The following is a 17,769-nucleotide window of genomic DNA, read 5'->3' as shown; positions in this document are numbered from 1 at the left end:
TCCGAAAGCCGGCGTTGCCGGCAGCAGCCTCATTCACTCCCTGATCCAGGACGACGGCTCGCGACTGGAGGCTGTCCCGGTGGAGCGCGACTTGCTACATTCCCAGCCCCCCCGGACAGGAGGTCCCGATGCTGCGCCATCCCCTGCTCAACCATCCCTTCGAGCCAGACATTCGTGACTGGGTCAGCTGTTTCATGGGCTATGACATGCCCCCGGAGCGGGATGCCGAACTGAGCCGCTACAACCCCAATGATTCCCAGGACCGCGAATACCTGATCCGTCATTACGCGTTGCGGCGCGACTACCCCCAGCAGAACTTCCGTCATCGGCAACGGCTGGTGGAGGTTCTGCAAGCCGCACTGGACGATCCGGACTATGACTTCGACAACATCTGGGAGCCTGCTGAAGATGACGACGAATACGCGCAATGGCCCAGCACTTGGCCGGCGGTGCTCTACGACAGCCGGGACTTCTTCCAGCGCCTGCTGATCGCGGCCCGGGAGCGGTGGCACGAGGACCTGATCCGCGCCCGCTTGCCTTCTCTGCAGGCATGCAGGGCGATTGCGCAGCGGGATCGGGGCACCCGCGACTGGCTGTTCAACATCGACAACAGCCAAGCCTGGCGAACGGTCTTCAATGAGGCGGCCACGCCCTATGACTTCAATACCCAGGGCCCGGTGTTTCAAGGCGAGCAACTGAGCCTGCAACTGTATGGCGACCTGGGGCGTCTGTCCGTGCCTTGCACCTGGCCGGCGAGCCAGACCCCGACCCACTGCCGCCTGCTGCTCAAGGTGCAGGGCATCAGCGAACTGGCGCTCAGCGGTACGCGCTTCGACGGGCGCATGCGTACCCAGCTCACCCGCCTCAACCCCGGTTATCACCTGCACCTGGAAATCGGTTTTGACTGCGTGATCGAATGCGTGGCGCTGTCCGTGAACATCACCGACGTCGAAGGAATACGCGATGAAAAGCAACTTTGAAGTGGCCCTGGAACGTCAGGAAATGCCCCAGTTCTTTCGCGGCCAGGGCCAGTACCTGACCCGGGATGGCGATTGGGACGAGCACCTGTACTGCATCAACTGGCCAGGGATCTTCGCTTACCTGCGGGACCACGCCGATGGCGCACAGCAACTGAGCAGCGCCTTCGAGCTTTACGTCTACAGCGTTGGGGAAACCATCGAGGATTGCTTCGGCCTGCGGGAAAACCTGTTCGGCTACTACTCGACCCGGACCCGCTGGGCGCCCGAGAGCGTCGATCTGCTGGCACAGCTGCCGGAGCCCTGCCGGCGGCGCATCGTGCAGCGTTTGAGCTGGTATCGCTGGCAGGTGGAAAATCACGCCCGGCTGCTGCCGGAACGGGCCCGGCGCATGAGCGCGGACGGTGCCTGCGCCGAGTTCATCGACCTGCCCGCCTTGCCCTACAGCTGAACCCGACGGCCGCCGGGATTATTCATCCTCGGCGGCTTCGGCGTCCTGCTGCGCTTGTTCGGCTTCGTCCTGCGCCTCGGGATCGGCGCCCTCTTCAGCCTCTTCCAGGCCAAAGTCCTTGCGACTCTCCTTGATGGCCTGACGGATATCCGCGCCCTTGATCGGGCAGTTCAACATTGCCGCTATACGGTCGATGCGGGGTGCCATGACCGGCCTCTCACTTTCTGGAAACTGCGCAGATAGTGCGCGCTTTCCCTGGCGACAGCCAACCCCCGCACCTTATTGACGACGCAAGGCTTGCAGGCGCGCGTCCAGATCCTCCTGTGGATACTGTTCATGCAGCTGCAGCAGCAGCTCGGCCGCCTCGCGACTCTGGCCGCCTTCCCACAAGCGCAAGACCGCCTGAAGCTGCTTATCCAACCGCTTGAGGGTCCGCAGCTCGGCCGGGGCCGACATGCGTTGGGCCAACTTGCTCGACTCAGCCCTGGGCTTGGCCATCGCTGGTGGCGCTGCGTCACTCAGCGCTTCGAGCTCTGGCGCCGCGGCAAAACTGCCCACAGGGGCTGCCGCAGTCATGGGCTCAGGGACACTCAAAGCCCCGGCCAGCTCGGCGGAGCGTGGCGCCGCCTGACGCGCCATGGGCGCCGCTGGGGTTGGAGCGGGCGCGGGCGCGGGAACAAAGGCCTGCTCTTGTGGATAGTGCTCCGGGGAAGGCCGCAGCAAACCAATGACCAGGGCCACGCCAAACAGGCTGGCAAAGGCCAGTTGATAGCGCGGCCGCTGGCAGGCGCGCATCCAGCGCTGCCAAAGACTCGGCTTGGGCGCAGGGGCTTCGCGGCGCGCAGTGGCCAGGATCAGGGCATCCAGATGGGCCGGTGGCTCCTGGGCGCTGTGTTGGCGAATGTGCGCCAGCATCTGCTCTTCAGGGGACGGGGTCTGTCGGGCGTCAGTCATGTGAGTACCTCCTCGGCCAGGAGCCGACGCAATTTTTTCAGCGCATAACGGAAACGGCTTTTCACCGTTTCCAGGGGCGCCTGGGTCAGGCTGGCGATCTCTGGCAGTTCCAGGTCGCCGTGGGCCCGCAGCAGGAACACTTCGCGCTGGTCTTCGGGCAAGTCCTGCAAGGCGGCTTCGATACGCTGCTGGTCGCGGCACAGGCTCAGTTGCTGTTCGGGGCCGGGAGCCTGGTCGGTTTCGCCGTGCAGTTGTTCGTCGTAGCTGTCGTGCAGCGGGTTGCGCTGGCCGTGCTTGCGCCAGTGGTCGATCAGGCGGTTGCGCGCGATCTGATACAGCCAGGTACGAAAGCTGGCCCGACCCTGGGGTTGGCTGGCGCTGCGGATCAGGCTGAGCCAGGTGTCCTGGTAGACCTCTTCCGCCAGCTCGGCCTTGCCGCACAGGCCCAGCACAAAGCCATACAGGCCCTGGCGGTGGCGCTGGTACAGCACCTCGAAAGCCGTCGGATCTCCGGCGCGATAACGCGCCAGCAGCGCTTCATCGCTGCTGGCATCGGTGGACATTTGAGGAGCAGACATGGGGCGGATGAACTCCTGTTCACTGCTCGTGATGTGGCTATTCAAGGCGGCTCTGCACCTGGCTCATGTCCACGGGCTGCGCCTCGGCCTGGGGCGCATTTCCCGCCTGGGTTTTCGGCGCCTGAGTTTGCAGGCTTTGCGCCAGCTCTACCAGTTGTACGAACTCGCCGCGCAGTCCGTAAGGATCTTCGCCCTTGGCGCCCCGGGCCAGCTTGGCGGTGTCGGTCAGGCTGAAGTTGCCGGTGTAGCGGCCGTCCTTGAGCTGCTGGGAGAACGCCGCCACCGCAGCGGCGAAGCGCAGGTCGGGGCTGGCCTCAGCCAGTTTAGCCGGCTGCTGCGCGCTGATCGGCCGTTCGATCAAGCGGCTACTGCCACCTTCCGGCGCCTTGTAGCGCACCCGCAGCATCGCCAGTTCACCATTCTTGCCACCCTGCTGCGGCGCCTTGGCCTGTGCATAACGCAGGGGCTCCAGCCAGCCCTTCTCGCCCGCCGGGACGATTTCATACAACGCGGTCACCGTATGCCCAGCGCCGATTTCCCCTGCGTCCACTTTGTCGTTGCTGAAGTCTTCACGCTTGAGGGCACGGTTCTCATAACCCAGCAGACGGTATTCGCTGACTTGGGCCGGGTTGAACTCCACTTGCAGCTTCACGTCCTTGGCCACCACCGCCAGGGTCGAACTGAGCTGGTCCACCAGTACCTTGCGCGCTTCGCGCAGGTTATCGATGTAGGCGTAGTTGCCGTCACCGGCATCGGCCAGTTGCTCCATCAGGTGCTCGTTGTAGTTATCCACACCGAAACCCAAAGTGGTGAGGGAGACACCGCTCTTGCGCTTCTCGGCGGCCATGGCCTTGAGGCTGTCGAAGTCGCTGATGCCGACGTTGAAGTCACCGTCGGTGGCCAACAGGATGCGGTTGATGCCCTTGTGGATAAAACCCTGCTGGGCCATCTGGTAGGCCAGCTGGATGCCCGAGGCGCCAGCCGTGGAACCGCCGGCGCTGAGCTGGTCGATGGCGCTGCGAATCTTCGCCTTGTCGCGTCCGGAGGTGGGCTCCAGCACCACTCGCGATTCGCCGGCGTAGACCACCAGCGACACCCGGTCCTGATCCCGCAGTTGATCCACCAGCAGCTTGAGGGTGCTTTTCACCAGGGGCAGGCCTTCGCGGCGGTCCATGGAACCGGAGACGTCCACCAAAAATACCAGATTGGCCGGGGCCAACTCCGCCACCGCGCGATCCGATGCCTTGATGCCGATGCGCAGCAAACGGGTGTGGGGATTCCACGGCGAGGGCGCCAGCTCGGTGGTCACGCCGAAGGGCGAACCCTCGCTGGGCAGGGCGTAATCGTAGGGGAAATAGTTGACCAGCTCCTCCAGGCGCACCGCGCCTTCCGGCGGCAGGCTGCCCTGGTTGAGCAAGCGGCGGACATTGGCATAAGCACCGGTATCGACGTCGGCGCTGAAGGTCGAGACCGGTGCTTGGGCAACGCTGTGGATCGGGTTGTCCGGCAACTTCTGGTACTGCTCACGGGCCTCGTCGCGGTAACCGGCCATGATCGAATCACGGGCGGCGATGGGCGCCGGCATCGGTGCCGACAACCTCATGGGATGCGCCACGCGCTTGGTCATGGCGGCATCGGCGTGTTGCGCCTCGTACTGCGCTTCAGGCGCAGCCTGCAATGCTCCCTGGGTTGACGACCCGGCGGCGGATTCGGGCTTGGACGACACACCACAGCCGGCAACCGCCAGCAACAGACCGGCGGCGAAACCCTGGGCGACCGGACGAAGGAAATGCACGGGAAGGGACATGGGGGCTGACCTCGGGAAGAAATGATCCATTCCCCCCTTCAGACGAAGCCCCTGAGCCATTCGGGTTAAGCCACGAAAAAAAATTCACTCAGCGAGAGTAGCGGCGCACCACACTGCTATTGCGCAACACGTGGCCGTTGATCTTCTCCAGCAACTGAGCCCGGGTCAGCCCGGCAGGCAGGGCATCCGGCGCCAGATCCAGGGCGTAGATCTGCATGATGTAGTGGTGCGCGCTGTCACCCACTGGCGGGCATGGGCCCATGTAGGAAGTACCGTTGCGGCTGTTGAGGCCGCCCACACCTTCCAGAGTCGGCTTGGTGCCCGCTCCGGCGGGAATCTGCCGAGTGCTGGACTTGATGCCGTAATGCACCCAGTGATCCACACCCTGGCCCTTGGCGCCGTCCGGGTCGTGCATGACGATGGCGTAGCTCAAGGTGCCGGTGGGGCCTGCGGTCCAGTTCAGGGCCGGGGAGTTGTTGTGCCCGCCACAGCCCTTGGCATCACTGGCATTGCCGGTGGTGAACAGCCGGTCATCCGAGACCCCAGGGATGTTCAGGGTAAAACGCTCCTGGGCCTGCACGGGAAACTGCAGGCACAGCAGCACGGCACCAGCGGCCAGCCAAGTATTGCGTGAGGCAAAGCGAGACATACGAAAGCACCTTTTGCAGATGAGATCAGGAGGCCAGAGGACTATAGCCTGCACAAAAGAGCGCGCTCCTTCGTGCACGGCGCGGGGAGATTGAGCTTGAGGACAGGGGTAGTTGTAAATGGATATTTCAGAGTCCGACCGCGATCGCGAGCACAGTTCACGGCCGGCCAGACACTGCGCCCGACATGACGCGGCAGGCCCTCAGCCTCGATGGGCCTGCATGTACTGACGCAGCAATTGGTTGATCCGCGTCTGATAACCCGCGCCCTGGCCCTTGAACCACTCCAGCACATCGGCGTCCAGGCGAATGGTCACGGCCTTCTTGCCCGGCAGGTGCACCTCGGCGCGGCGAAAGAAATCGTCATCCAGCTCGGGAATATCTGACGTATCGATGCTCTGGTCATCGGCTTTCGCCAGGCGATCCCAATCCGTTTTCGATCCGTCAGTTTTCGATCCGTTGGACATAGTATTTAGCCTCCCGTTTAGTGGCTTTTCGCGCCGAGATAATGCGCACCGCATGACCCCGCCGCTCGGTATGGACCACCACGCCCACCAGGGTCCTGATCCAACCGAGGCTGACCCAGCGCTCCTCGCCGTAGTCCAGGCGCTCATCGCGCAAGGACAGCACCGGACGCTGGAACATCAGCACGGCATCGTTGAAATCGATGCCGTGCTTGAGCAGGTTGGCGTGGTTCTTGGCCTCGTCCCATTCAAAGTACATGAGCAATTCCGTATTTACAAATGTACATACAGGCTAGCCGACCGTTCGCCAAAAGCGGTCTGGGTAAACACCTGGAAATACAGTCGACTCGGTGCTCATGCCAGTCGCAGTCAACGACACTGTTGTCAACAATCCGTACTCTATCCACCCCCGGGCGGCTTCCCGGCCGCCCGCTTTTCATAAGGAAATGCCATGCATAAACCCGCAACAGAACTCCCCCAGCGCCAGATCCGCGCGCTCTACGACGCCGACACCATCCGCGTCTACCAGGCCTACTCCGACAGCATCGCCGACGCCGCCCTGGCCCACGGCACCTTCGTCTCCCCGCCCTTCAAGATGGAGCGCATGACCTGGATAAAGCCGTCTTTCCTATGGATGATGTACCGCGCCGGCTGGGGCTACAAAGACGCCGGACAGGCCCGCATCCTCGCCATCGACATCAGCCGCGAAGGCTTCGAATGGGCCCTGGCCAACGGCTGCCTGAGCCATGCCGACGAGTCCATGAGCAAAGAAGAGTGGTTGAAGTTGAAAGACCAGTCGCCGGTGCGCATTCAATGGGACCCAGAGCGTGACCTGTACCTGCGGCCCCAGGAACACCGCGCGATCCAGATCGGCCTGAGCAAGGAGGCCGTGCAGTTGTACGTGAACCAGTGGATCAAGCGCATCACCGATGTCACGCCCCTGGCTCACGAGATTCATCGGCTTATTCAGCTAGGTGATTTGGACGGCGCCCACAGTCTGATTCCGCAAGAACAGGAATATCCCACTCCCCGCGAGTACAGATGAGTCGCTCTTGGCGCCAGCTCAACCATCAGCGACGCCTGCCCTACCTCCTCAGGACTGAGGTGCAAACACTGCATGACGACCACTCTCCGGACAGCAAAACGCCCGGGCTGTTGAACAGCACCGGGCGTTGGGCTTCGCGGTCGGAGGGCGCCAGAGACGCCCCTACTTAGGGCTTACTGCAAGGTGCCAGCACCGCCCATTTTGCTCATGACAAAACCCACGAACTGCTCGACGGTCATCTTCTGGCCGTTGAAATTCACTTCGTTATTGGCGTAGTGCAGCGACGACACCACCGCATTGCCTTCCAGCTTGGCCAACTGGGTGGCCAGGGCCATGGCGCTGAGCATTTCCGCGGTGGCGGCGCTTTGCTCGGCGATTTGCTTGGCGTCGGTCTGGCCTTCGGCCTGGGCCTGCAAGGCGGCGACGTCGGCCAGCATCGGCTTGGACAGCGACAGCTTGGCGTCCAGCTGGCTGATCAGTTGCTTGCCCAGCTCAGCCGGCGGCAGTTCCAGGCTCTGCGGCTTGGCCAGGTCCAGGCTCAGGCTGAAGCGGCTTTCACCACCAGCGGTCTTGAATGCCAGGCTTTCCAGGGCGATCTGTGGTTTGGCTTCCAGGACCTTGTTCACCGCGGCACGTACCTTGACCTGCTCGGCGTCGCTCATTTGCAGTTCCGGTGCCGGTTCGCCCTCGGCAGTCGCCTCGTTGGTCGCCTGCTGATACGGCTGCAGCACGGTCTGATAGACCTGGACCAGATCGAGCATGCCCTGGCTGTCGAGGTTCTTCATGCTCCAGAGCATCTCGGCCGAACCCACGGTCTTGCCGTCGAAGGCGATTTCGCCCACTCGGTAATCCGCGCGGCCCGCTACCGTGCTGCCGGTTTCTTCGCTGGAGGTCTTCTGTTCGAAGTTCTTCAGGGTCAGCACCGACTGCTTGTCACCGAAGGTGGCCTTGGTGCTGGTGAGCTCCAGGGTGTTCTGCCCCAGGTAGTAGTCGAAGCTGCTCTTTTGCAGGTTGCTGGCCAGGGTCAGGCCGTTGATTTCCAGTTTGAGCGGTGCTTTATCCGGCGAGCTGAGGAACAGGCTCAGGCTGTCCATGTAGCCGTCGACCTTGGCTTTCTGGCGGTTTTCGCTGACGCTGAAGATGGCGTTCAGACCGGAGAACTTGAGGTTGTTCAGCTCATCCCGGGCCAGCTCCATCGGGGCGAAATCCACAGTGCCCTCGGCGGACAGGTCATAGCCAACATTGACCACGCCCTTGAACGGTGCAGCACCCTTGGTGGCGGCAAACCACTTGTCGGTCTGGGCATTATTTTCCAGTTGGAAATGACTGGACGCCATGACGGGCAGCCACTTGAGACGGATCAGGCGCGAGAAAGGCAGCGGGCCGTGTTCGATGTGGTCGGCGATCATCAGTTCCAGCCCACCGTTGAACACCTCGCCCTGGGTCTTGAGGCGGTAGCGGGCGTCGCTGCTGAACACGCCACGCTCCAGGGACACCAGTTCCAGGGTAGCGGTGGCGTCATAGCCGATCAGCGCCGCTTGCAGCTCCTTGTTGCTTTCAACCACCTGCTGCTGCAGAACCCCTTCCAGCTTGGTGCCGGTGTACCAGGCGCCGCCGGCACTGATGACACCTACCGCGACGACGATTCCTAACAGTACGCCTGCTGATTTATTCATGTCTGACCCGATCAATATCCGTTGTTTGAAGGTGTGCTCGTCTTCCCTGAACCCATGACGGGTTGCGGCTCGACTCCGCGCAAAACCGGCGCAGATTACCATTGGCGGCTAGCGCGAGCCCAACAAAAGCTAAAAAGCCCCAAGCCTCAAGCGCCAAGCTGCAAGCTAAAGGCAGCAGGCGGCTTGAGGCTTGAGGCTTGAGGCTTGCAGCTCAGGAGTATTGGACTTCCAGGGCGTCGAGTTGATGGTCGAAGCTCTTGAGACGGGCGCTCCAGGTGTAGACCAGTACTTCGAAGTCACGATCGATCACCGGGCTGTTGCCACGGGATTCGCCGCGGGGATCACAGAAATCCAGCTGGTATCGCTCCCGCGCCATGGCGGTGGCGACATCCGACAGCTCCCGGGCATTGTTCAGCCAATGGCGTCCGTCATCGGCCTGTTTGTCCAGCAGGATGCACTGCTTTTTCAGAGCTTCCAGGCTCTTTTCCAGCGGGGTGCCGGTGAGTTCGCCCATGACTTCGGCGAAGGTCCGCCCCGGCTGCCAGTAGCTTCCCCAGAAGTAACGGTCGAACACGGTCTCAACCCGGCGCAGAGCCACCTTGGTGTCCCAGATCATCACCAGGGTCTTGCTCTGTTCGAGCTGTCTTTTCTTGATTTTCTGACTTTGCCACGAGGCCCAGGCCACCACACCGATGGCCAACACCGCGATCAGCGCGCTGGCGCTGTCGAGGAACACCATGGCCTTGTCGATCTGGTGGGCCAGCATGATGCCGTAGAAGTAGGTGGCAGACAGCAGCACCAGTGCACAGAGCGCACACCAGAAGCCCGGAGCATAAGGGTTTTTCATTATTGGAATCCCCATGACCATCACATGCTTTGATCGGCTGGAAAGTCCATTGCACGCGGGACTGTTCCAACTGATCAAAGCATAGCAACGGCCTCAGGGTTTCGCGGGTTGCGAGCCTTGCGTTCGTCCGCTTTCCCAACCGCCGCCCAGGGCCAGGAACAGATCGATCTGACTCATTGCCACCTGGGTGTTGGCCGCTGCCAATTGCGCGCGCATATCGGTGTAGGTGCGGGTGGCTTGCAGGTCGGCGAGGAAGGAAGCGCGCCCGGCCTGGAAGAAACGGTGAGTCTGGTCCGCCGCCAGTTGCGCCGACTGCTCGGCATCCGCCAGAGCATCGCGGCGTTGCAGCTGGGCGCTGTACTGGGCCAGGCCGGTCTGGGTTTCACGAATGGCGTTGAGCACGACTCCGTCGAAATGGGCCAGGGCGCCCTGGCTCGCCGCTTCGGCCTCATGAATGCGTTCACGGGCGCCGTTGGCCGGCACGCTCCAGCTGATCAGCGGGCCGAAGCCCCAGCGGTTGGTGGAGGGCTTGCCGAGGTTGTCGAGGATGCCCACGGTGCCGACCGTCGCGCCAATGCTGATGTCCGGGTACAGGGCCCCGGTGGCCACCCCGATGCGCGCGGTGGCGGCGGCCAGTTGACGCTCGGCCTGCCGTACATCGGGACGCCGCTTGAGCAGCGCCGCGCCATCGCCCACCGGCAACAGTTGGGCGATGTGCGGTAACTCGGCGCACGTGCCGGTGCCAGCGGGCAGTTGATCCAGCGGTTTGGCCAGCAGCATCGACAGGCGAAACAGCCCCGACTGGCGCGCGGCTTCATAGCGCGGCAACTCGGCGCGCAGGGATTTGAACTGGGTCTGGGAACGGGTGACCTGGGTTTCGTCGCCGCGCCCGGCATCGCGCAGGCGCTGGGTCAGTTCGGTGCTCTGGGCTTGCAGGCGCAGGGAGTGCTCGGCGATTTCCCGCTCCTCGTTGGCCGCGCAGACCTGGGTGTAGGCGCGCACCACATCCGCCACCAGGGTGATGCGGGCGGTGTCAGCCGCAGCCTGGGTCGCGTCGGCATTGGCCTGGGCCGCTTCGATGCCGCGTTGCAGGGTACCGAACAGGTCGAACTGGTAAGAGGTGCTGATGGACAGGTTGCCGACGTTGGCCACCGGCACTTTTTCCGGCAGCAGGAAGGCCTCGCCGGATTCCTGCAAACGTTCGACCCCGGCCTTGACCCCGCCGCTCCAGCCACCGGCTGCCTGGGCCTCATCCACCTGAGCCCGGGCCCGAGCCAGGTTGGCCGCGGCCACGCGCAAGTCGGTGTTGGAGGCCAGGGCCTGCTGCACCAACTGGTCCAGGCGCGGGTCCTGGTACAGGCGCCACCAGTCGGTGGGCACCGGCGCCGACACCACATTGGCGCCCTGGGCGGCCAATTGGCCCTGCAGGTCCTGGCGTTGCAGCGCCGCGTCCTTGGGCAGACGGTAATCCGGCCCGACCATCTGACAGGCCGTGAGCAGCAGGCCGAGTCCGGCCAGGGCCAAACGTGCGCCGCTGTTCATTGGCCGGGCTCCCGCTTGGCCTGGTGGTCGAGGATCGACACCGTGGCGGTGCGCCCGGCGATCATGCGGAAGTCCGCCGGCACGTCATCAAAGGCGATCCGCACCGGAATCCGTTGCGCCAGGCGCACCCAGCTGAAGGCCGGGTTGACGTTGGGCAACAGGTTGGAACCGCTGCTGCGGTCACGGTCCTCGATCCCGGCGACGATACTTTCCACATGCCCGCGCAGCCGCGCGCGATCGCCGATCACACGGATGTCCACCGCCTGACCAACATGAATGCCATCGAGCTTGGTTTCTTCGAAGTAACCATCGATATGAAAGGAATTGCTGTCCACCACCGACAGCACCGGCCGGCCAGCGGTAACGAACTCCTGGGTCCGTGGCGCGCGGTCATTGACGTAGCCCTCCACCGGGCTGCGCACCACCGAGCGGTCGAGGTTGAGCTGGGCGCTGTCCACCGCCACCTGGGCCTCGGCCAGGGCCGACTGGGCACGGGCCTCGCGGGACTGGCTCTCTTCCAGTTGCTCGCGCGGCACCAGGTTGCCCAGGCCACGGTTGCGCCTGGCCTCGCGCTGGGCCTGGGCCAGGGTTTCCTGGCGGTCGGCCAGGGCCGCCTTGGCTTGGCGCAGGGCCAGCTTGAAGCGGTCCTGGTCGATGCTGAACAGCACCTGGCCGCGCTTGACCAGCTGGTTGTCGCGCACCTCCACCTGCTGGATCAGCCCGGACACGTCCGGGGCGATCTGCACGATATCGGCGCGGATGTGCCCGTCCCGGGTCCAGGGCGCGAACATGTAGTACATCACCATGCGCCAGACCACCACGACCGCGAAGGTCACCACCAGTAACGTCAGGACCACACGGCCAATGGTCAATAAAGGTTTTTTCATGTCATCAGGTATCGACTCAGAGAGTCCACCGCGCCCAACAGCAGCGCGTAGAGACCCACGTTGAACAGCGCCCGGTGCCAGACCAGACGATAAAAGTGCAAGCGCGTCAGCACCCCGTGCACCAACAGGTACAAGCCATAGGTGATGCCCATCAGCACCAGCAGCGTGGGCAGGAACACCCCGCTGATATCCAGATCACCGATCACAAGGGCGCTCCATCAATGCCATGGGGAAGGGGTTGTTCAAGCTCGCCGGTGGCGACGAATTCCACCCCCGGCAGCAGCGCCAGGCGCAGGCCACTGAGGGCGTGCAGCAGATGCAGGCGGGTTTCGTCGTCGCCTTGCAGGCCCTGGCTGTTGAGCGCTCGCCGAGTGCGATCCAGGGTCATCAGCAACGCACTGGGTGCGGGCAGGCGCTCACCGGCCTTGAGGCAGGCCTTGAAGTATTCGCCGACCTCGGCCACCACCCGGCGCAGCAGGGTCTGGGCCTGTCCTTGTACCCGTGGCGCGTAGGCCTGAAGGTCCAGGACATTGAGCGCCACGCGCAACTCCCGCAGGGCGGCGCCGGTGTCCTGGCCGGTCATGGCCAGGCGCGGCAGGTGCTGCATCAGCCGGTCGAGCATCTGCGCCCCCATGTGCCGGTGCTCGGCCAGGGTTGCCGGCTCGGAGAGGCTGACGATGTCGCGCCAGCTGAAGCGGGTCAGGCGCTTGGCCGCCAGCTCCGAGCCGAACGGCCGGGCGATGAGGGTCCAGACAAAGGCAAACAGCAGGCCCATGGGCCCGGCCAGGTTGGCGTTGGCAAAACTCAGGAAGTCCGCGTCGTAGGCGCCCTGGATGCTGATGAAGGACGAGGTGTTGACGATGGTCAGGAGCATGCCCAGGTAGAACCGCGGTTGTACCGTCAGGGTGCCGACGCAGATAAAGGGCACGGCAAAGGCCAGCACCAGCATGGGGAAGTCATGCAGGTTGGGCAGGATCAGGAACAGGTAGAGGCTGGCGAACAGCACCGACATCGCGGTCCAGAAGAAGAACCGGTAGATCTGCGGCGCCGGGTCGTCCATGGAGGCGAAGAAGCTGCAGGCCACCGCCGCGAGGATCACCGCGCTGCCGCCGTCGGTCCAGCCCAGGAGTATCCACAGCACCGAGGCGACGATGATTGCGAGCACCGTCGAGCCCGCCGAATACAGCATCAGCCCGCGGTCGAGAAAGGGCGTCAGCCGGCCCAGGCGCCAATGCCGGTAGACCGCGCGCCAGGTGTCCTGGCTTTCGCACTGGATGGCGTGCTGCAGGCTGCGGCAGTCCTGCCACAAGTCGATCCACTCGCCGAGGCGGTACAGGGCATTGGAGAACAGCAATTGGCGTCGGTCATCCAAGGCTTCGGCGCTCGGCTGCAGGGCTTCGAGCTCACTGCGCAGGGCTTGCCAGTGTTGCACCGAGGCATCAAGGGCGGTGCCTTGCAGCCACGCTTGGGCCTTGGCCAGCAAGGGGGCAAATTGCGCCACCCGTTCCGGGGCGCGTCGTTCCAGGGCGTACAGGGCGTCATCCAAGGCATCCACCACCGGCAGCAGGTGGATCATCCGTCCGCGCAGCTCCTTGGTGTTGCGCACCGTCTGCGGCCGGGCGCCTTCGTGGGGCAACTGGCCGATCATCAACTCCAGGCTGTTGAAGGTGCCCACCATCGATGCACGCAGGGCGCTGACTTCTTCGGGCTGGACGTTGCGGGCCAGGAAGCGCTGGCTGTAGAGCGCGGCATCGGCGAACCACTTGCCGGCGGAATCGACGAACACCGGGGCCAGCCGCCGGGGCCAGAACAGGCTGCCAATGACCGCCGCGCAAATGATGCCGAGGAAGATTTCCTCGGTGCGCGCCTCGGCCACATCCCACACCGCCAGGGGGTTGTCCACCACCGGCAGGGCAATCAGCGGCAAGGTGTAGCCGGCCAGCATCAGGGCGTAGTTGTTGGCAGTGCGCAAATGCATGGACAGGAACAGCAAGATCCCGGTCCACAGGGCGATGACCAGCACCAGCACATAGGGACTCTGCACGAACATCGGCACCAGCAGCACCGCCGCCGCCGCGCCAAGAAAGGTGCCGACCGCCCGATACAGCGCCTTGGAACTGGTGGGGCCGACAAAGGGGCTGGAGACGATGTACACCGTGGCCATGGCCCAATAGGGACGCGGCATCTGCATCAGCATGGCGATGTACAGCGCGATCATCGAGGCGGCGAAAGTGCGGACACCGTAGAACCAGTCCCGCGCGGGGGGCATGCCGGTGAAAAAGCCTTTCAAGATGGCAGCGCCGGTACATGGCTGGCGGACTCGAAGGCGCGAATCACCCGCAGTGCCGCTTCCAGGTCGCTGCTACTGATGCCTTCGAGGACTTCATGGCGCAGGCGCACCAACTCGCTCTCCACGGCGTGCACCAGCTCGCGGCCGCTGTCGGTCAGGCTCAGGCATTTGGCCCGGCGATCGTTGGGGTCTTCACTGCGGCACACGTAGCCGGCGCTGCACAGTTGATCCAGCAAACGCACCAGGGATGGGCTTTCCATCCCCGCGGCCTGGGCCACCGTGACCTGACGCACGCCCTCGCCCAGGCGCCCGATCATCAACAGGGGCACCGCACAGGCTTCGGAGATGCCAAAGTTGACCAGGGTGGTCTGGCAGATACGCCGCCAATGCCGGGACGCAACCACCATGCCACTGCTGATGTTCATGTGGAGTGATTCAAGGGAATGAGGCACAAGACTGTTCGCACACTGTTAGTTTGCTAACTATCAATATGGCATCGCCGAATAAATTCAGTCAAGTTTTGTAACAATTACCTGATGATGGAGAAACACCGCTTGCCAGCAAACCTCAGCGTTTCCTGGCCTGCTCGTACACAGCGCCACGCTCGCGCTTGCCTACCGCAACCACGCAAACCACGACGCGTTCTTCGATCACTTGATATACCAACCGGTAGCCCGAAGCCTTGAGTTTGATTTTGTAGCAATCGGCAAGCCCGTGCAGGGCATCAGCGGGGATTCGCGGCACCTCAAGCCGTTCGGCGAGCTTTTTCTTGAATTGCTCTCGAAGCGTATGCCCCAACTTGCTCCATTCCTTGTGTGCCGAAGGCAGAAACTCAAGCCTATAAGTCATCCAGACTGACCGGAACGGGCGTCTCATGGCTGCGCGCGCGAACGATTTCGGCCAACTCCAGATCATCCAGGCGTTCCATCAACGCTTCGAAAACCTCGGCCGGAACCATGTAGCCCATGACACGGTTGTGATTCAACACCGCCACTGGCCCGCCCTGGGCACCACTCAAGACGGCAGAAGGGTTTTTCTTCAACTCAGATACGCTGACGGCTTTGTCAGCCAGAATACTTTGCATAATCATGACCTCAATTCAGGTCGTGATTCTGGTCTAAATAGTCCACATCAACAACTGCAGCTCATCAGCCCCCTCGCCCCTTCCTCAACAACACATCCAACTGATCCACCACCTCCGCCCAATCGGCATCGTCGAGCAGTTCCGTGCGCAGGAAATCCGCCTGGCTCTTGCTCCAGAAGAACGCGTCCGCCAGGTGCAACTCCGGTTTCAGCGGGGAATGGGTAGCGATGAATCGATCAATGCTCACCGGGTCATCGGCCAGCCCCAGTTGCTTGAACAGCGCCGGCAGATTGTGGGTCGGTGATTCCATGGTCTGACTCCTGATCAGTGAGACACTTCGCAAACCTGGGCGTGGGGCACCATTTTCAGGTACTGGGCCATGCTCATGTGCACCAGGTTGTGGTGATTGCCGGCCTCCAGATAGATGTCTTTCTGCCGGGTCAGGCAGGGGTCGATGACGACATCCAGGCCGTAGGATTCGCCAAGAGCCGGTACCGCGCCGCGCTCGCAGTCGTTGAACAGATGGGCCAGGGTGCTTTCCCGGGTGATCTGCCATTCACCGCTGCCGCGGACCTTGCTCAAATCTAGATGCCGGCTGGCGGGCAATACCGCCATCAGGTAGTGACCGTGGTGATCGTCGAGAATCACCGACTTGGCCAGCCGCTGCGCGGGAACCCCCGCCACGCGTGCGGTCTCCAGGCTGCTGGCCGAGTGAGGGTGAGTTATCAGGTCAAATTCGCAATGCGCCAGCTCCAGGCTGCGTTGCACGGTTCTTGCCATACGCATGATGCACCTCGGTGCCCCGAAACCGGTTCGAGGCGGCAGGTTGACGTTCCCTCAAATGAGTCTAGGTCGGGCCAGGGTTGCCGCACCGCGCAACTTCCGAACGGCATTCAACGCACTCAGCGCGAGCTGCAACGCGCTGCCACAGAGGCGCACATGACAAACAGTCGGGCCCGGGTGCTGCCTGCAGCGAACTCGCTGACTGTGTGCCAGCCGGCCGGCAAGGGCGTGAACTCCTCGGACGGATCGTCGGTACCCACCAGCCAGACCCGGCCGCTGCCCACTGGCAACGAGCCCAGTTGATCCAGGTAGACCTCATCCGGCTGGTCGATCAGGGTGCCGAAACCATAGGCGTTCGGCCTGCCGGAGGCGCCCCCCGACAACGGTGGCGTATACAGCAACGGCTGAGCATCGGTGCGGTTGTAGTAGACGTAGCTCAAGTACCAGAGCATGTCGCTGATGACGATGCGGTCGCCCGGGGCGTAGTGGGTGTTGACGTAATCCACCATCACGCTGATCTGGTCGTTGACGTCGACATCGGTGTTGTTTCGCAGCCCCTGGGCTTCGATCCCCACGAAGACCAGCAACAGGGCCAGGGCCAGCAGTCGCGCGGTGCGCAGCCAGCGGTCGATGACCATTGCCACGATCAACGGCAGGCCCAGGGCATAGGCCGTCAGGTAGCGTTCGATGAACACCGGGGAAATGAACGACACCGCAAACACCAGCAACAGCGGCACCAGGGTAAAACTCGTCAGCAGCCCGCCCAGCCGGGTCCGCGAGTCGTCACGCCACACGGGCACCAGACAGACCAGCAACACCAGTAGCGGCAACCCCACGAACAGCGGCCAGGGCAGGCTATCGCCTTCGTCCTGGAGCAACAGCTGCCAGACCATGGCCGGCAGGGACGACCAGGTCACCGCAGGTTCCCAGCCCACATCGCCGCCGGCCTTCAACTCGTCCAGGTGCCGCAGCAGCTCCAGCAGCTCGGGAACCCAGGGCAGGTACAACAGCACCACCAGGGCATTGGCCAGCCACCAGACCGGCCGCCCAAGCAACCGCCGACCGTCCTCGCCCCGGGCGCCCGATAGCCCCAGGTACAGCCAATGGGCCAGAACACAGAGCACCGTGAAGTAATGGGTGTAGAACGCCAGCGCCAACAACAGGCTGTAGATCAGCAGGTAGCGCCGGCGCCGAGGCTGGCGTACCCAGTACGCCAGGGCCAGGGTCGCCCCCAGCAGCAACATGCCCAGCAGGGCATACATGCGCACTTCCTGGCTGTAGCGCACGGCGGTGGGCAGCAACGCCAGGAGCACCCCGGCGAGAATCGCCGCTCGTCGGCCTGCCAGCAGCGCCACCAGCCAGACACCCAACCCCACCGTGACAATCCCCGGCACGGCGCTGAACATTCGCACCGACAAAATGCCGTCGCCAAACAGTGCGATCCAGCCATGCAGCAGCATGAAATACAGCGGCGGGTGGACATCGCGAGCGGCATGCCGCCAGATCTCCATCAGGGAATACTGGCTGAGCAACAGACTGGAACCCTCGTCGCCCCAGATGGCGGCCGCCGTCAGGTCATAGAAGCGGATGCCGGCGGCCAGCAGAAAGATCGGCAGCAGCCCGTATTCCAGCACCCGCCGGGCCAGCCGCTGCAGCCCAGCGCCCTGCTGCATCATCGCCTGCGGCGACAAACGCCCGACCAGATCCGGCGCTTTGCGAAATTCCATTCCCAGCTCC

Annotated in this window: 22 protein-coding genes; 3 read left to right on the top strand and 19 right to left on the bottom strand. The window is 63.4% G+C overall.

The features are described 5' to 3' along the window. The first annotated feature begins 128 nt into the window (after positions 1-128). Positions 129-980: a hypothetical protein gene (locus tag ACMGF8_RS05860; protein WP_416758979.1), complete on the top strand. Its 852-nt coding sequence runs from the start codon at positions 129-131 to the stop codon at positions 978-980. Further along, positions 964-1,428 carry a hypothetical protein gene (locus ACMGF8_RS05855; protein WP_102862573.1) on the top strand — a complete coding sequence of 155 codons (465 nt, stop codon included), beginning with the start codon at positions 964-966 and terminating at the stop codon, positions 1,426-1,428. Before ACMGF8_RS05860 ends, ACMGF8_RS05855 begins: the two co-directional genes overlap by 17 nt. Positions 1,429-1,446: 18 nt before the next feature. On the opposite strand, the gene ACMGF8_RS05850 is transcribed toward ACMGF8_RS05855, so the two are convergent. The 7 genes from ACMGF8_RS05850 to ACMGF8_RS05820 all read right to left on the bottom strand — a co-directional run bounded on the left by ACMGF8_RS05850 (position 1,447) and on the right by ACMGF8_RS05820 (position 6,137). After that, positions 1,447-1,635 (bottom strand): hypothetical protein, encoded by a 189-nt coding sequence (locus ACMGF8_RS05850; protein WP_102862572.1) that lies wholly within the window; start codon positions 1,633-1,635, stop codon positions 1,447-1,449. Positions 1,636-1,707: 72 nt separating this feature from the next. Further along, positions 1,708-2,382, bottom strand: coding sequence for a hypothetical protein (locus ACMGF8_RS05845; RefSeq protein WP_250329840.1), 675 nt, complete (start codon positions 2,380-2,382; stop codon positions 1,708-1,710). Continuing rightward, positions 2,379-2,960, bottom strand: a complete 582-nt coding sequence (locus tag ACMGF8_RS05840) for an RNA polymerase sigma factor (protein ID WP_060836949.1) — start codon at positions 2,958-2,960, stop codon at positions 2,379-2,381. Before ACMGF8_RS05840 ends, ACMGF8_RS05845 begins: the two co-directional genes overlap by 4 nt. A gap of 37 nt (positions 2,961-2,997) precedes the next feature. Continuing rightward, entirely contained in the window at positions 2,998-4,767 is a 1,770-nt protein-coding gene (locus ACMGF8_RS05835) for a vWA domain-containing protein (protein ID WP_416758975.1), read from the bottom strand. 88 nt (positions 4,768-4,855) lie between these two features. Continuing rightward, the gene (locus ACMGF8_RS05830) at positions 4,856-5,416 is read right to left on the bottom strand and encodes a YbhB/YbcL family Raf kinase inhibitor-like protein (RefSeq protein ID WP_416758973.1); all 561 of its coding nucleotides are present in this window, start codon (positions 5,414-5,416) and stop codon (positions 4,856-4,858) included. Between the two features lie 201 nt (positions 5,417-5,617). Continuing rightward, positions 5,618-5,881, bottom strand: coding sequence for a BrnA antitoxin family protein (locus tag ACMGF8_RS05825; protein WP_102862568.1), 264 nt, complete (start codon positions 5,879-5,881; stop codon positions 5,618-5,620). After that, positions 5,859-6,137 carry a BrnT family toxin gene (locus ACMGF8_RS05820; protein WP_102882683.1) on the bottom strand — a complete coding sequence of 93 codons (279 nt, stop codon included), beginning with the start codon at positions 6,135-6,137 and terminating at the stop codon, positions 5,859-5,861. The genes ACMGF8_RS05825 and ACMGF8_RS05820 overlap by 23 nt, the downstream gene beginning before the upstream one ends. Before the next feature lie 192 nt (positions 6,138-6,329). On the opposite strand from ACMGF8_RS05820, the gene ACMGF8_RS05815 reads away from it, so the two are divergent. Then, the gene (locus ACMGF8_RS05815; RefSeq protein ID WP_102862566.1) at positions 6,330-6,923 is read left to right on the top strand and encodes a DUF4291 domain-containing protein; all 594 of its coding nucleotides are present in this window, start codon (positions 6,330-6,332) and stop codon (positions 6,921-6,923) included. 173 nt (positions 6,924-7,096) lie between these two features. Here ACMGF8_RS05815 and ACMGF8_RS05810 read toward each other — a convergent pair whose 3' ends face one another. From ACMGF8_RS05810 to ACMGF8_RS05755, 12 genes are all read right to left on the bottom strand, one after another. Continuing rightward, a complete protein-coding gene (locus ACMGF8_RS05810; RefSeq protein ID WP_416758970.1) occupies positions 7,097-8,599 on the bottom strand; it encodes a YdgA family protein in 1,503 nt (500 codons plus the stop codon). A gap of 211 nt (positions 8,600-8,810) precedes the next feature. Beyond that, positions 8,811-9,446, bottom strand: coding sequence for an NADH:ubiquinone oxidoreductase subunit N (locus tag ACMGF8_RS05805; protein ID WP_102862564.1), 636 nt, complete (start codon positions 9,444-9,446; stop codon positions 8,811-8,813). Positions 9,447-9,539: 93 nt separating this feature from the next. After that, positions 9,540-10,988, bottom strand: a complete 1,449-nt coding sequence (locus ACMGF8_RS05800; protein ID WP_416758968.1) for an efflux transporter outer membrane subunit — start codon at positions 10,986-10,988, stop codon at positions 9,540-9,542. Further along, positions 10,985-11,875: an HlyD family secretion protein gene (locus tag ACMGF8_RS05795; protein WP_102862562.1), complete on the bottom strand. Its 891-nt coding sequence runs from the start codon at positions 11,873-11,875 to the stop codon at positions 10,985-10,987. Before ACMGF8_RS05795 ends, ACMGF8_RS05800 begins: the two co-directional genes overlap by 4 nt. Beyond that, positions 11,872-12,081 (bottom strand): DUF1656 domain-containing protein, encoded by a 210-nt coding sequence (locus tag ACMGF8_RS05790; protein WP_011058538.1) that lies wholly within the window; start codon positions 12,079-12,081, stop codon positions 11,872-11,874. The genes ACMGF8_RS05795 and ACMGF8_RS05790 overlap by 4 nt, the downstream gene beginning before the upstream one ends. Next, the gene (locus ACMGF8_RS05785) at positions 12,078-14,165 is read right to left on the bottom strand and encodes an FUSC family protein (RefSeq protein WP_416758965.1); all 2,088 of its coding nucleotides are present in this window, start codon (positions 14,163-14,165) and stop codon (positions 12,078-12,080) included. The genes ACMGF8_RS05790 and ACMGF8_RS05785 overlap by 4 nt, the downstream gene beginning before the upstream one ends. Then, positions 14,162-14,590 carry a MarR family winged helix-turn-helix transcriptional regulator gene (locus tag ACMGF8_RS05780; RefSeq protein ID WP_102862560.1) on the bottom strand — a complete coding sequence of 143 codons (429 nt, stop codon included), beginning with the start codon at positions 14,588-14,590 and terminating at the stop codon, positions 14,162-14,164. Before ACMGF8_RS05780 ends, ACMGF8_RS05785 begins: the two co-directional genes overlap by 4 nt. Before the next feature lie 142 nt (positions 14,591-14,732). After that, the gene (locus ACMGF8_RS05775; RefSeq protein WP_102862559.1) at positions 14,733-15,014 is read right to left on the bottom strand and encodes a type II toxin-antitoxin system RelE family toxin; all 282 of its coding nucleotides are present in this window, start codon (positions 15,012-15,014) and stop codon (positions 14,733-14,735) included. Beyond that, positions 15,004-15,249, bottom strand: a complete 246-nt coding sequence (locus ACMGF8_RS05770) for a type II toxin-antitoxin system Phd/YefM family antitoxin (protein ID WP_060841856.1) — start codon at positions 15,247-15,249, stop codon at positions 15,004-15,006. The genes ACMGF8_RS05775 and ACMGF8_RS05770 overlap by 11 nt, the downstream gene beginning before the upstream one ends. 64 nt (positions 15,250-15,313) lie before the next feature. Continuing rightward, complete coding sequence (locus ACMGF8_RS05765; protein WP_102862558.1) at positions 15,314-15,559, bottom strand: DUF2789 domain-containing protein; 246 nt, start codon at positions 15,557-15,559, stop codon at positions 15,314-15,316. 14 nt (positions 15,560-15,573) lie between these two features. Next, positions 15,574-16,035, bottom strand: a complete 462-nt coding sequence (locus ACMGF8_RS05760; protein ID WP_102862557.1) for an aminoacyl-tRNA deacylase — start codon at positions 16,033-16,035, stop codon at positions 15,574-15,576. Between the two features lie 116 nt (positions 16,036-16,151). Further along, positions 16,152-17,759 carry a glycosyltransferase family 39 protein gene (locus ACMGF8_RS05755; protein ID WP_102862556.1) on the bottom strand — a complete coding sequence of 536 codons (1,608 nt, stop codon included), beginning with the start codon at positions 17,757-17,759 and terminating at the stop codon, positions 16,152-16,154. Between the last annotated feature and the right edge of the window lie 10 nt (positions 17,760-17,769).

This window comes from Pseudomonas sp. BNK-7 (assembly GCF_048072025.1).
In the GTDB taxonomy this organism is placed as follows: Bacteria; Pseudomonadota; Gammaproteobacteria; order Pseudomonadales; family Pseudomonadaceae; genus Aquipseudomonas; species Aquipseudomonas danubii.
This window is presented reverse-complemented; position numbering and strand designations above follow the sequence as displayed.